General features: G+C 73.2%; 10 protein-coding genes. 6 read left to right on the top strand and 4 right to left on the bottom strand.

Features of this window, described 5'->3' with window-relative positions:
- Nucleotide 1: 1 nt before the first annotated feature.
- Together ACQP2H_RS20580 and ACQP2H_RS20575 are read left to right on the top strand one after the other, a co-directional pair.
- Complete coding sequence (locus tag ACQP2H_RS20580; RefSeq protein ID WP_433228524.1) at nt 2–835, top strand: carbohydrate ABC transporter permease; 834 nt, start codon at nt 2–4, stop codon at nt 833–835.
- 8 nt (nt 836–843) lie between these two features.
- Entirely contained in the window at nt 844–2,049 is a 1,206-nt protein-coding gene (locus ACQP2H_RS20575; protein ID WP_219463600.1) for an ABC transporter ATP-binding protein, read from the top strand.
- Nucleotides 2,050–2,726: 677 nt separating this feature from the next.
- Here the strand turns inward: ACQP2H_RS20575 and ACQP2H_RS20570 are convergent.
- A complete protein-coding gene (locus ACQP2H_RS20570) occupies nt 2,727–3,833 on the bottom strand; it encodes a winged helix DNA-binding domain-containing protein (protein ID WP_433228521.1) in 1,107 nt (368 codons plus the stop codon).
- 292 nt (nt 3,834–4,125) lie between these two features.
- Nucleotides 4,126–4,617: a GNAT family N-acetyltransferase gene (locus tag ACQP2H_RS20565; RefSeq protein WP_219463596.1), complete on the bottom strand. Its 492-nt coding sequence runs from the start codon at nt 4,615–4,617 to the stop codon at nt 4,126–4,128.
- Between the two features lie 85 nt (nt 4,618–4,702).
- Here ACQP2H_RS20565 and wrbA point away from each other — a divergent pair, with 85 nt between their 5' ends.
- Nucleotides 4,703–5,320 carry an NAD(P)H:quinone oxidoreductase gene (wrbA, locus tag ACQP2H_RS20560; protein WP_208569787.1) on the top strand — a complete coding sequence of 206 codons (618 nt, stop codon included), beginning with the start codon at nt 4,703–4,705 and terminating at the stop codon, nt 5,318–5,320.
- Between the two features lie 134 nt (nt 5,321–5,454).
- Here the strand turns inward: wrbA and ACQP2H_RS20555 are convergent, their stop codons facing one another.
- Entirely contained in the window at nt 5,455–7,374 is a 1,920-nt protein-coding gene (locus tag ACQP2H_RS20555) for an anthranilate synthase family protein (protein ID WP_357537134.1), read from the bottom strand.
- A gap of 230 nt (nt 7,375–7,604) precedes the next feature.
- Between ACQP2H_RS20555 and ACQP2H_RS20550 the strand changes: the two genes are divergently transcribed.
- The 3 genes from ACQP2H_RS20550 to ACQP2H_RS20540 all read left to right on the top strand — a co-directional run bounded on the left by ACQP2H_RS20550 (nt 7,605) and on the right by ACQP2H_RS20540 (nt 12,079).
- Nucleotides 7,605–9,032, top strand: a complete 1,428-nt coding sequence (locus tag ACQP2H_RS20550; protein ID WP_357537132.1) for an FGGY family carbohydrate kinase — start codon at nt 7,605–7,607, stop codon at nt 9,030–9,032.
- Nucleotides 9,033–9,101: 69 nt separating this feature from the next.
- Complete coding sequence (locus ACQP2H_RS20545) at nt 9,102–11,660, top strand: sensor histidine kinase (protein ID WP_357537130.1); 2,559 nt, start codon at nt 9,102–9,104, stop codon at nt 11,658–11,660.
- On the top strand, nt 11,660–12,079 hold the full coding sequence (locus ACQP2H_RS20540) for a roadblock/LC7 domain-containing protein (protein WP_244253239.1): 420 nt from the start codon (nt 11,660–11,662) through the stop codon (nt 12,077–12,079). The genes ACQP2H_RS20545 and ACQP2H_RS20540 overlap by 1 nt, the downstream gene beginning before the upstream one ends.
- Nucleotides 12,080–12,166: 87 nt before the next feature.
- On the opposite strand, the gene ACQP2H_RS20535 is transcribed toward ACQP2H_RS20540, so the two are convergent.
- Nucleotides 12,167–13,663 (bottom strand): GH1 family beta-glucosidase, encoded by a 1,497-nt coding sequence (locus tag ACQP2H_RS20535; protein ID WP_357537128.1) that lies wholly within the window; start codon nt 13,661–13,663, stop codon nt 12,167–12,169.
- Nucleotides 13,664–14,002 lie beyond the last annotated feature (339 nt).

The following is a 14,002-nucleotide window of genomic DNA, read 5'->3' as shown; positions in this document are numbered from 1 at the left end:
CATGGCCGACACCACCACCCGCGCGAAGCTGCGCTGGGGCCTGATCGACGTCATCGTCGTCGTGTTCGCCCTGGTCCCGGTGCTCTGGATCGCGTCCCTGTCGTTCAAGACCCCGGCCACCCTCACCGACGGCAAGTTCTGGCCGAGGGAGTGGACGCTCGACAACTACAAGAGCATCTTCGACACCGACCAGTTCGTCCGCGCCCTGGCCAACTCGATCGGCATCGCCCTGATCGCCACGCTCATCGCGGTGGTCCTCGGCGCGATGGCCGCGTACGCGATCAGCCGGCTGGACTTCCCCGGCAAGCGCCTGCTGGTCGGGGTGTCCCTGCTGATCGCGATGTTCCCGCAGGTGTCGCTGGTGTCGCCGCTGTTCGAGATCGAACGGCAACTCGGCCTCTTCGACACCTGGCCGGGGCTGATCCTGCCGTACATCACCTTCGCGCTGCCGCTGGCGATCTACACGCTGTCGGCGTTCTTCAAGCAGATCCCGTGGGACCTGGAGAAGGCCGCGAAGATGGACGGCGCGACCCAGGCGCAGGCGTTCCGGCGGGTCATCGCCCCGCTGGCCGCCCCGGGCCTGTTCACCACGGCGATCCTGGTCTTCATCTTCTGCTGGAACGACTTCCTGTTCGCCATCACGCTCACCTCGACCGAGCGGGCCCGTACGGTGCCGGTGGCGCTGTCGTTCTTCACCGGCGAGTCGCAGTTCGAGGACCCCACCGGGGCGATCTGCGCCGCCGCCGTGGTGATCACCATTCCGATCATCCTGTTCGTGCTCTTCTTCCAGCGCCGCATCGTCTCCGGTCTGACCTCCGGCGCAGTCAAGGGATAGGTGACAAAATGGCTGACATCGTGCTGGACAAGGTGAGCAAGAGCTTCCCCGACGGCACCGTCGCGGTGCAGGACGTCGACCTGGAGATCGCCGACGGCGAGTTCGTCATCCTGGTCGGGCCGTCCGGCTGCGGGAAGTCCACCACCCTCAACATGATCGCCGGGCTGGAGGACATCAGCTCCGGTGAGCTGCGCATCGGCGGGCAACGGGTCAACGACAAGGCGCCCCGGGACCGGGACATCGCGATGGTGTTCCAGTCGTACGCGCTCTACCCGAACATGACCGTCCGGGAGAACATGGCGTTCCCGCTGCGGCTGGCCAAGCTGGACAAGGCGACCATCGACCAGAAGGTGGACGAGGCGGCGAAAGTGCTGGAGCTGACCTCGCTGCTCGACCGCAAGCCGGCGAACCTCTCCGGTGGGCAGCGCCAGCGGGTGGCGATGGGCCGGGCGATCGTCCGGCAGCCCAAGGCGTTCCTGATGGACGAGCCACTGTCCAACCTGGATGCCAAGCTGCGGGTGCAGATGCGTACCGTGGTGTCCCGGTTGCAGAAGAAGCTCGGCACCACCACCGTCTACGTGACCCACGACCAGACCGAGGCGATGACCCTCGGCGACCGCGTGGTCATCATGCGGGGTGGCGCGATCCAGCAGGTCGGCCCGCCCCAGGAGCTGTACGACCACCCCCGCAACCTCTTCGTCGCCGGTTTCATCGGCTCCCCGTCGATGAACTTCCTGCACGCCGCCGTGGAGGACGGGAAGCTGCGGACCGCCCTGGGTGACGTGCCGATCGGCGACCGGATCCGCCGCGAGCTGGAGGGGGCCGACGCGCCCAGGGAGCTGATCCTCGGCATCCGCCCCGAGCACTTCGAGGACGCCGAACTGATCGACGACGAGGCGCGGGCCCGGGGCATGGAGTTCACCGCCCCCGCCGACATCGTCGAGTCGATGGGCTCCGACAAGTACGTCTACTTCACCGTCGAAGGGCAGCGGGCCAGCGCCGCCGAGCTGGAGGAGTTGGCCGCCGACGCCGGGGCCGACTTCAGCGGCGGCGGGGGCAACCTGGTGACCCGGCTGTCGGCCGAGTCGCCGGTGCAGGAGGGCGAGGACCGGCGGGTCTGGTTCAACCTGGAGAAGATCCACCTGTTCGACCCGTCGAACGGGCGAAATCTCACCCTGCACGAGGGCCGGTCGGCCGGCACGCTCGGCAACTGATCCCCTCCCGGCCCGGACGTCCGGCCCCAGCGGCGGCGGCCCACCCCGCTGGGGCTGCAGGCCCCGCTGGGACCGCAGCCCCGCTGGGACCGCAGACGCAGCGGCCCGGTGCGGCTGCCCACGAGGCCGGTGACGGCCTGCGCCGTCCGAGCCCAACCTCGGGGCTCGCCGCCACCCGCCCAGCACGGAAAGTAGCCCAAACGTCCGCCTCGCCCCACCACCTTCGGCCCCTTTGCTCTGCTGCCACCGATGCGACGCTCACTTTCCGCAACTGTCGCGTGGATGGCAGCAGAGCAAAGGGGGCGGGTGAGTGTGGTGGCGGTCGGCGAGATGTTTCGGTGAATTACCAGTTCAGGGCACATGAGGGTGGGGTTTCTGGCTTCTCGGCAGCCGAGGCGGCCGATTACTGGCAGTAATACTGCCGAGAATTACGCTGAGTTGTCACCGGGGCAAGGTGTTCGGGATGTGTGCGCATCACTGCGGCGCGCAGGAACTACCCAGTCCGTGGTGGCTACCGGGCCCGTGGCGGCTGCCCGGCCCGTGGTGACTACCCGGCCCAGGCGGGCTGCGCGGCCTATGGGGCTGCCCGGCCCAGGCGGGCTGTGCGGCCTGTGTGGGCTGTGCGGCGCGGGCGGCGGCCGGGAGGTCCGGCACGAGGGGCTGCGGGATGCGGCGGGCTACCGGGAGAGGTGCAACGGCAGGTCGAGAAAGCGGGCGTAGCCTTCCAACGCCGCCCCGACCCGCTGTCTGATCTCCGTGTCCAGCGGGACCAGCGGCTGCACCGTCACGGTGACCCTGGTCCGGGCGAGGCGGCGCTTCCAGGTGCCGACCACCCGGCCGCCGCGCACCACGGTGGACTGGAAGACGCCGTTGCCGCCGGGGATCACCGCCGGCACGTGCGCCGGGTCCACCATCAGGGTGCGGTCCTTGAAGCCCAGCAGATACTCGTCGAAGCCGGGGAGCACGTGGACGTCGTCCACCGGCAGGCGGGGCGCGTCGAGCAACGCCGGGTCGAGGTGCGACTCCACGCCGTCGACGTGCACCACGGCCAACTGCCCGGCGTCGGTGGCGACCGCGATGGCGCGCTTCGCGTCGGCGGCGGTCAGCCCCGTCCAGCCGGTGAAGTCCCGCCGGGTCGTCGGCCCGTGACTGCGGAAGTAGCGCCGGGCCAGGATGCCCAGCGCCTCGTCGCGCTCGGGCCGGTGCGGGTCGGGGGCCCACTCGTCGAGTAGCGCGAAGGTCTGCTCGGTGCCCACGTGCGGGGCGATGCAGGTGACACCCCGTTGGCTGGCGTACCAGAGCAGGTGGTAGGCGCGCTGGCCGGTGGTGTCGATGCCGGCGGCGGCGAGTGTGGCCAGGCACTGGGCGCGGGTCAACCGGCCGCCGCCGGCCAGCGCCGCGCCGAGCACGTCGGCGGCCCGGTCGGCGTCTGCCTCGGTCAGCCCGATCGTGGCCCGGCGGGCCGGTGCCCCGGCCAGGGCGCGTACCCCGGTCAGCTCCAGCATCCAGCGGGCGTCGCGGCAGGGGACCAGGTGCACGGTGCCCCGCATCGGCCAGGTGCGCAGCGCCTCGCGTCGTTCCAGGGCGGCGCGTACGTCGGCCTCGGTGTGACCGGGCAGCCGCAGGCCCAGCGACCACAGGCCGCTCGCCGCGTCCTGGGCCTGCATGGCACCGAACCACTCCACCACCCCGGCCACGTCCACCGGCCGGCCACCCGGGTGCTCCCGCAGGCCCAGCGCGGTCATCCGCAACGTCAGCGCCTCGCCGCCGGTCAGCTCCACCATGCGGCCAGCATAGGAGCGACCCCCGACGTCGGCCGGCACACCCGGACCGGACCGCCACCGCGGGGCGCGCAGCGCGGTGGTCATGTGGGTGGAGACCCCTGATCGCGCTACGCCGGTTGCCGAACCGGCGGAGCGCGATCCCCCGTGCAGGTCCCCCCGAACCCCGAGGGTGGCCCCCACCCCGGCGTCCGTGCCCCCAGGATCGCGTTCCCGTCCGTGCGTGGGAGCGTTCCCGGGCGGAACTTGCGGAAATCTTGAGCTGCGGCCGAAACTCCCGGTGTCGCCGGCCGGTCTAGTCGAGCCGGCGGTGCATCACCAGCAGGTCGACCAGGCCGAGGTCGGGATGGCGGAAACCCTCCGGGACCCGGCCGACCACGGCGAATCCCAGCGACTGCCACAGCGCCACCGCCCGGGTGTTGCTGGCCACGACCGCGTTGAACTGCATCGCCCGGTAGCCGTCGCGCCGGGCCAGCTCCAGCACGTACACCCCGAGGGCCCGGCCGACGCCGCGACCCGCCGCCGTCGGCGCGACCATGAAGCTGGCGTTGGCCACGTGGTCGCCCGGCCCCTCCTGGTTGGCGACCAGCTTCGCCGTCCCCAGGACCGTCCCGTCGTCGTCCACCGCGACCACCGTCCGACCGGGTGGGACGACCAACCACCGTCGGCGGGCGTCGTCCGCACTCACGTCACGCGGCCAGGTGTACGTCTGCCCGGCGGCGACGATCTCGCGCAGGAAGGACCAGATCGCGGGCCAGTCCCCGGCGGTGGCGGCGCGCAGCTGCATGTCCGGATCATGCCACGCGGGAACGTTTGACCCGGCAACCACCGGGTAGTCGCGGGAGCTGACCCGAACCGAGGAGGACACAGGAATGGACGGCCAGGTCAAGGTAGCGGTCATCTACTACAGCGCGACCGGCATCACCTACCAGATGGCGCAGGCGGCCTGTGAGGCCGCCGGTGAGGCGGGAGCCGAGGTGCGCCTGCGCAAGGTGCGGGAGTTGGCGCCCGACGAGGCGATCCGCTCGAACGCGGGCTGGCAGGCGCACCGGCTGGAGACCCAGGACGTGATGGAGGCCGAGATCGACGATCTGGCCTGGGCCGACGTGGTGATCTTCGGTAGCCCCACCCGGTACGGCATGATCGCCGCCCAGCTCAAGCAGTTCATCGACACCACCGGCCCGCTCTGGGCCAACGGTGCGCTGGCCGACAAGGTCTACAGCGGCTTCACCTCCACCGCCACCTCGCACGGCGGGCAGGAGTCGACCCTGCTGTCGCTGTTCACGATCTTCTACCACTGGGGTGGTGTGGTGGTCACCCCCGGCTACACCGACCCGAGTCAGTTCGTCGCCGGCAACCCGTACGGCGCGTCGCACACCAGCAACAACGGGGAGATCGCCCCGGACCACGTGGCGCTCGCGGCCACCGCGCTGACCGCCAAGCGGGCGGTCCGCATCGGCGCCGCCGTCAAGCGCGGCCTGGCCGGCTGAGCCCCGGCGGACCAGACCGAGCCGGCGGACCAGGTCGACCCGCCGGACCGGACCGGCGGGTGGGGCAGTGCCGGCGGGTGGGCGGTGGATCGGACGGGTCGCCAGCACCGTCCGATCCACCGCCCACCGCCGCACTACCCGCCCACCGGGTCGCCGTGCGCCGCCAGCGCCGGCCGGGCCAGGAGTTGACCCAGCAGCTCGGCCAGGACCGCCAGGCCGTCCCGGCTGAGCACCGACTCCGGATGGAACTGCACCCCGGCGAAGGTCGTCCCACGCAGCGCGTGCACCGACCCGTCGGCCGGGTCCCGGGCCAGCTCCACCGGGCCGTACGGCGAGCCGATCCGGTCGGTGGCCGCCCGGGCGGTGAACGTCGAGTAGAAACCCACCCGACGTGGCACCCCGAACAGCGACACCTGCCGTTGCAGGCCCTGGTAGGGCGCGGCCCGGCGGTGCAGCGTCAATCCGAGCAGCCCGCTGAGCAGCTGGTGACCCAGGCACACCGCCAGGGTGGGCCGGTCCGCGTCCAGCCGCCGGGTCAGCAGCCCGCGCAGGGCCGCCATCTTCGGGTCGTCGACCGCGCCCGGGTCACCCGGTCCGGGGCCGACCACCACCAGGTCGTATCCGTCGGTGCGGCCGGGGGTGTGCCAGGGCCGCACGTCCACCGTCAGGCCCAGCGCCCGCAACTGGTGGGCGAGCATTCCGGTGAAGGTGTCCTCCCCGTCGACCACCAGCGCCCGCCGGCCCGCCGCCCCGGGCAGCACCACCGCGCCGGGGGCCCGCTGGTCGAGCCAGAACCGGGCCAGCGGGTCGTTGCGGGCGGCGAGCACCGCCCGTACCTGCGGATCGTCGGCCCACCGCACCGGCGGGTACGCACCGACCGTCGCCGCCTGCGGGCCCAGCCCCAACGCGGCGAGCACCCCGGCGGCCTTGGCGTGCGTCTCGGCGACCTCACCGGCGGCGGTGGAGTGCCGCACCAGGGTCGCCCCGACCGGCACCCGCAGCCGCCCGGCGGGGGAGATCTCGGCGGTCCGGATCAGGATCGGCGCGTCCAACGTCTGCCGGCCCTCGGCGTCGCGGCCCAGCAGCGCCAGCACCCCGGAGTAGTACCGCCGGCCGGTAGGTTCGTGCCGGGCGATCACCCGGCAGGCGTTCTGCATCGGGCTGCCGGTCACCGTCGGGGCGAACATCGTCTCGCGCAGCACCTCCCGGACGTCGCGGGTGCCCCGACCGGCCAGCAGGTACTCGGTGTGCGCCAGGTGCGACATCTCCTTGAGGTACGGCCCGACCACCTGCCCGCCGTGCTCGGCCACCCCGGCCATCATCTTCAGTTCCTCGTCGAGGACCATGTACAGCTCCTCGACCTCCTTCGGGTCGTGCAGGAACCGCAGCAGCGCGTCCCGGTCGGCGGCCGTCCCGGTGTGCCGGAAGGTGCCGCTGATCGGGTTCATCATGACCAGGCCGTCGTCGACGCTGACGTGCCGTTCCGGGCTCGCGCCGACCAGGGTCCGGGTGCCGGTGTGCACCAGGAACGTCCAGTACGCGCCCCGCTCGTCGCGTAGCAGCCGGCCCAGCGCCACCAGCGCGGCACCCAACGGGGTGCCGCGTACGGTGGCGTGCAGAGTGCGGTGGATGACGAAGTTCGCCCCCTCGCCCCGGCCGATCTCCTCGGCCAGCACCCGGTCGACGATCCGGGCGTACTCGTCGTCGTCGACGTCGAAGGCGGCGTCGCGGGTGACCACCGGTCCGGTCGGCAGGGCGGCGAGCAGGTCGGCCAGCGGCAACGCGACGTGCGACTCGACGGTCAGGTACTCCAGCGGGACGCCGTCGTCCACACACGCGAAGCCCCGTTCGGCGATCTGCCGGTAGGGCACCAGCGCCAGCGTCCGGGGGCCCGGACCGCCCTCGGGCAGCGGCAGTTCGGCGAGGTGGTCGGCGACGCCCACCGGGCCGGTGAACAGGTCGACGTGGTCGACGCCGTCGCGGCGGACCAGCGCGAACGGGCCGGGGTCCCCGCCGTCGGCGAGGACGGCGAGCAGGTCGTACGGGTGGTTCATCGGGTTCTCCTCGTCGGCCGGGCCGCCTCGTCGTCGGGCGGCCCCGGTGCCGGGGAGATAACCGTCGGCCGCCTCGTCGGGGCGGCCGCGTGAGAGCTACGCGCGGGGGATGGCCGCCGGGTCGGCGGGCCACCAGCAGGTCAGGTGCGCGAGCATGCCCCCACCCTAGGCGGTGCGGGGACGACGGGGAAGGGCGTTCCCACCCGCAGCTGCGGGTAGCGTGATCCGCGATGAACATTCTCGCCCTCGACCTGGGCACCTCCTCGGTACGGGGACTGGTGCTCGACGCCGACGCCGACCCGCTGCCGGAAGCGTTGGCCCGCCGCAAGGTGCACCTGTCGGTCACCGGGGACGGCGCCGGCACCCTGGACGCCGCCGCCTACCTGGCCGGCCTGACCGAGTGTCTGGACGAGTTGGCCGCCGCCGGCCACCTGCGCGACGTGGGCCTGGTTGCGGTCTGCGCGCAGTGGCACTCGGTGCTGCCCCTGGACCGGGCCGGTGACCCGCTCGGCCCGGTCCTGACCTGGCTGGACACCCGGCCCGCAGCCGCCCCCGGCGCGAGCGGTCCGGCCGATCCGCAGGACTTCCACCGTCGTACCGGGGCGTGGTGGCATCGCTGTTACTGGTCGGTGCGGCTGCCCTGGCTGCGGGAACGCACGACCGGCGTGACCCGGTTCGCCGGCCTGGTCGAGTACGTCCTCGGCCAGTTGCTCGTCGACGCGCCGATGTCGGTGTCGATGGCGTCCGGCACCGGCCTGCTCGACCTGCGCCGCCTCGACTGGGACGACGAGGCCGTCGCGTTGGCCGGGGTCCGCCCGGGTGAGCTTCCCGAGTTGGCCCCGATGGGCTGGCACGGTCGGCTGCGGGCCGGGCACGCCCGGCGGTGGCCGCAACTCGCCGCGGCGGACTGGGCCGCGCCGGTCGGTGACGGGGCCGCCTCCAACGTCGGCTCGGGCTGCGTGGACCCCCGCCGGGCGGCGGTCACCGTCGGCACCTCCGCCGCGGTACGGCTGGTCCAGCGGGTCCCGGCAGGGACGGCGTTGCCGCCCCTGCCCGCGTCGCTGTGGCGCTATCGGGTGGACCACGAGCACGTGGTGACCGGTGCGGCCTACTCGTCCGGCGGGAACCTGTTCGCCTGGGCGAACCGGGAACTGCGGCTGCCCGAGGGGGCCGAACTCGACGCGGCGCTGGCCCGGGTGGCGCCGGACGGCGTGCTCGCCGCGAACCCCCGGCTGGGTGGGGACCGGCCGCCCGGTCTGGCCCCGGCCGGCTCCGGTGAGCTGCACGGACTCAGCTTCTCCAGCACCGGGGTGGACATTCTCGCCGGGCTGATGACCGGGCTGTGCCGGATGGTCGCCGATGACCTCGCCGTGCTGGAGTCCGGTGTCGACGCACCCGTCGAGGTGGTGCTCGGCGGGGGAGCGGTGACCGCCTCCGCGTGGTGGCGTACGGCGTTCGCCGCCGCGCTCGCCCCGCGACCGGTCCGGCACCGCGCCGAGCGGGAGATCGGGGCAACCGGGGCCGCGCTGGTCGCGCTGGGTCGGGTGCCCGACGCGGACCGGCTCGCCGGCACCGGCCGTACGGAGGAGGACCCCTCGCCGACCTCGACCGTCGGGTCCGGCACGTCCGCCCGGTCGGATGCCCCGTCGACCCGTTGACACCGGTGTCTGGCCTGGTTGGATGGACCGGGCCACCCGTCGTGGGGACGGGGACCGAGGAGGCGAGACGTGGACGCAGGTCCCGACCCGACACCGAGCGCGGAGTCGCCGGGTCGGAACCGGTTCGACGAGCGGGTCGTGCCGCACCGGCGGCGTTCGCCGCTGCGGCTGCGGGACTGGCGGATGCGGACCAAGCTCGCCACCGTCCTGGTCATCCCGTCGGTGGCCTTCCTGGTGCTGGCCGGGGTGCAGACGGCGGGGCTGGTCGGGCGGACCACCGCGCTGAACGACTTCGCCCGGCAGGTCGGCATCGGCCAGCAGATCACCACCGTGGTGGACCGGCTCCAGCAGGAACGGGACCGCACCGCCGGTGAACTGGCGGCCCTGCGCCGCGCGGGCAACGCCGCCGACCGGGACGCCGCGCAGCTCGCCCTGCGGCCGTTGCACTCCGCCACCGACACGGCCATCGGTGCGTTGCGCGAGGCGGCCGGCCCGCTGGCCGACTCCGACGCCGCCTGGCAGGTCGCCTACGCCGAGGCGTTGGAGGCGTACGACCAGGTGGTCTACATCCGGGCGGCGGTGCCGCCGGCGGTGCTGAGCAGCGACACCATCCTGGGCAACTACCACCGGGCGGTGGAGGCGCTGCTCGGCCTGCTCGCCGAGCCCAACCCCGGGCCGGAGCGTCCGGAGTTGACCGACGCGGTGCTGCGTTACGTGCAGCTGGCCCGGGTCAAGGAGCTGTCGTCGCGGATCCGGGCCCAGCTGTACGCCGCCGGCCGGGCCGGCCGGTACGGCCTGGAGGACCAGGTGAACCTGACCGACCTGCGGGCCCAGCAGTTGGCCGCGTTGGGCGCGTTCCGGGTCGCCGCGACCACCGGCCAGATCCAGGCGTACGACCGGACCTCCCGGCAGGGGGCGTTCGTCGACGCCACCCGGTTGGAGGAGAAGAGCATCACCACCGGCGGCACCGCCCTGCCCGCGGTGTTGCCCGCGAACCAGTGGTGGACGGTCAGCGAGCAGCGGCAGGCGCTGCTGCGGCAGCTGGAGACCCGGGTCCTCGACGACGCGGTGGTCCGGGCCGACGAGGTCAGCGGCGCCCAGTTGCGCACCACCCTGCTGGTGCTCGGTGGCATCGTGGTGGTGCTCGCCCTGGCGGTGCTGCTGGCCGTGCTGATCGGTCGGTCGATCGCGAACTCGATGCAGCGGCTGCGTGACCAGGCACTACGGATCGCCCAGGTCGAACTCCCGCACGCCCTGGACCGGCTGCGGGCCGTCGACGGCGGGGTGCCGAGGATCGACGTGCCGCCCGCCGTGGTGCGGTCCCTGGACGAGATCGGCGAGCTGGCCGAGGCGTTTGTGGCGGTGCACCGCAGCGCGGTCAGCGTCGCCGTGGAGCAGGCGGAGACCCGCCGTACCGTCAATGCGATGTTCGTGAACCTGGCCCGGCGCAGCCAGGTGCTGGTGGAGCGGCAACTGGAGCTGCTCGACGACCTGGAACGGGAGGAGGCCGACCCGGACCAGCTGGAGAACCTGTTCAAACTGGACCATCTGGCCGCCCGGATGCGCCGTAACGACGAGAGCCTGCTGGTGCTCGCCGGCACCGAGTCCACCCGCCGGTGGAACCGGCCGGTGCGGTTGGGTGCGGTGCTGCTCGCGGCGAGCGCCGAGATCGAGCAGTACCAGCGGGTCCGCCACGAGTCGGTGGCCGACCTCTACGTGGTCGGGCACGCCGTCGGTGAGCTGGTCCACCTGATGGCGGAGCTGCTGGAGAACGCGACTGCCTTCTCCCGGCCGGACACCGCGGTCCGGGTGAGCGCGTGGGCCGAGGGCGGCGGTGCGGTGGTGGAGGTCGCCGACGCCGGTCTCGGCATGAGCCCGGCGGCGTTGGCGCAGGCCAACGCGGTGTTGGCGGCACCACCGGCGGCGGACGTGGCGGCCATCGAGCGGATGGGTCACTTCGTGGTCAGCCACCTGGCCGCACGGCACGGCGTCGGGGTGCAGCTGGCCGCCCCGGGGCAGGGGCTGGTGGCGCGGATCGCGTTGCCGGCGAGCCTGCTCGCGCCGGCGCCCGCCGTGGAGCTGGACATGCCGGTCGGGCAGCGGGCCCTCACCACCGCGGTCACCGCCGCGCCCCGTCCCGTCGGGGCGTCGCGCCAGCCCGGTGCGGTCCACCCGGTCGACCTGCCGGTGGCCGGCCGGCCACCGCAGCAGTGGCCGGGGGTGCCGCAGCAGCGGCCCGACGCGCCGGCCCCGTTGCCGGTCCGCGCCGCGGACGTGCTGGCGCCGGTCGCTGCGCCCCCGGCCGACACCGGTGGCGGCTGGTGGTCCCGGCAGGGTCCGGCCCCGTCGTCGCCGGTGTCGCTGGGGGAGAGCACGCCGGCGCCGCCGCTCGTCCCGGTCACCGGCGGCACCAACGACCGGGGGCTGCCGGTGCGGGTGCCGATGGCCCAGCTGACCTCGGTGACGGAGCCGGCCCGGCCGGCGGCCCGGGTACGCGAGGACCTGGACCCGGAGGCGGTGGGCGGGATGCTGTCCCGGCTCTACAGCGGCGTGCGCCGTGCCGAGGCCGAGGAGACCACCGAGTTAATCTTGCCGCCGGGTGTGCGCAGCGAAGGAGGACGACAGTGATGACGCTGAGTCAGGAGGCGCGTGACCTGAACTGGTTGGTCAACGCGTTCGCGGAGCGGGTGCCGGGCGTGGCGCACGCGGTGGTGGTCTCCTCGGACGGTCTGCTGGTCGCGATCTCGGCGCAGTTGCCCCGGGACCACGCGGACAAGTTGGCCGCGGTCACCTCGGGGTTGATGAGCATCACCGCGGGTGCCGCCCAGATGTTCGACGGCGACATCGTCAAGCAGACGGTGGTCGAGATGGGGCGGGGCTACTTCCTGGTCATGCAGATCCGCGACGGCTCGATCCTGGCCACCCTGGCCGGCGCGGACGCGGACATCGGCGTGGTGGGCTACGAGATGGCCCGGCTGGCCAAGCAGGCCGGCGAGATGCTGACCCCGGCGCTGCGCGCGGAACTCCAGCAGGCACTGCCCCGCTGACGGTCGGTCGGGTGCCGGGCCGGACCGCCCCCACGCGGTCCGGCCGTGCCGGTGGTGCCCCCGTCGCCGGGTTCCCGGTCGACGTCCCTACAGGCCGTTGTCCCGGATGACCTGGCGGTACCAGTGGGCGCTGCGCTTCAGGACGCGCCGCTGGGTCGGGTAGTCCACATAGACCAGCCCCCAGCGCTGGTCGTACCCCTCGGCCCATTCGAAGTTGTCCAGCAGCGACCAGACGTGGTAGCTCTCCAGCGGTACGCCGTCGGCGATGGCCCGGTGGGCGGCGGTGAAGTGGTCGCGCAGGAAGGCGATCCGGCCGGCGTCGTCGACGGTGCCGTCCGGGCCGAGGGTGTCGGGGCAGGGCAGTCCGTTCTCGGTGACGGTGATCGGAATCGGGCCGTAGTCGCGGGTGACCCGGGTCAGGGTGTCGTACATGCCCTGCGGGTAGATCTGCTGCCAGTCCGCCTCGCTGGTGGGCCAGCGGGTGACGGTGTTGCCGTTGCCGGTCAGGTAGAGCGGGGTGTAGTACTGCACCGCGAGCAGGTCCACCGGGCTGGAGATGATTCCCAGGTCGCCGTCGTGGATGCCCCGGACCATCCGGCTGTCCGGGCCGAGGTCGGCCAGCACGTCGGCCGGGTAGGCCCCGGTGAGGATGGAGTCCAGGTAGAGGCGGTTCTCGTACCCGTCGTGCAGCTTGGCGGCGGAGGCCGCGGCGGGGCTGTCGTCGGCGGGGTAGCACGGGTGCAGGTTGAGCGCCGGGCCGATGCGGGTGTCGTAGCCGGTGGCGCGCAGCGCGCGGACGGCGAGGCCGTGGGCGAGCTGGAGGTGGTGGGCGACCAGGTAGGCGGCGTCGGCGTCCTGTCGGCCGGGGGCGTGGTGGCCCCAGAGGTAGCCGTTCTGCACCACGGTCTTGGGCTCGTTGATGGTCAACCAGACCGGCACCTGGTCGCCGATGCCCCGGAAGACCGCGTCGGCGTAGTCGGCGAACCGGTGGGCGGTGTCCCGGTTCTCCCAGCCGCCCTCGTCCTGCAACGCCTGCGGCAGGTCCCAGTGGAAGAGGGTGACCATCGGGGCAATGCCGCGTTCGTGCAGCCCGTCGACGAGCCGCTTGTAGAAGTCGAGCCCGCGCTGGTTGGGCTTGCCGGTGCCGTCGGCCTGGATCCGGGGCCAGGAGACGGAGAACCGGTAGCTGCGCAGCCCGAGGTCGCGCATCAGGTCCAGGTCGTCGGCCCAGCGGTGGTAGTGGTCGGCGGCCACGTCACCGGTGTCGCCGTTGTGGGTGCGTCCGGGGGTGTGACTGAAGGTGTCCCAGACCGACTCGCCCCGGCCGTCCTCCTTGGCGGCGCCCTCGATCTGGTAGGCCGAGGTGGCGGCACCCCAGCCGAAGTCGTGGGGGAACCGCAGCCGCTCCGTGGCGGGGTCGGGCGCCGGATCGCCACCCTTCGGCGTGTCGCAGCCGGCGGCCAGGGTGCCGGTGGCCGCGACCAGGCCACCGGCACCGGTGGCGGCGGTGAGCCCGGCGCCGGCGGTGGCGGTGGCGGAGAGCGCGGCGCGGCGCAGCAGGCGTCGCCGGGTGAGTATCGACATGGATGTTTCTCCTCAGGGTGCGGGCCACCCCGACGGCCGGGAGCGCTCCCAGCGCGGGCGTGCGACGGCCCGGCCGCCTCGGGGCGGGCCGCCAGCCTAGAGGGCCGCGCGTGGGCGGCCGGGATGGGGAATCGGGAGTGTGACGGGCGCCGTCGTGGGGACGGTCGGCCCAACTGCCGAGGGGCAGATAGCGATCGAGGCCGGCCGGGCGGCGCGCACGCCTGACCCGTCGGCCTCTTTTCCCGTCGAGTACGGGGGTTTAGTGTGGGGACGGGGGAGGGCAACCCCCGTCCCCACCTGTGTTGCACACACGCACGCTCGAATTGGCGTCCGGCCGTG

It is taken from the genome of Micromonospora sp. CA-248260, assembly GCF_050942205.1.
In the GTDB taxonomy this organism is placed as follows: Bacteria; Actinomycetota; Actinomycetes; order Mycobacteriales; family Micromonosporaceae; genus Micromonospora; species Micromonospora antibiotica.
This window is presented reverse-complemented; position numbering and strand designations above follow the sequence as displayed.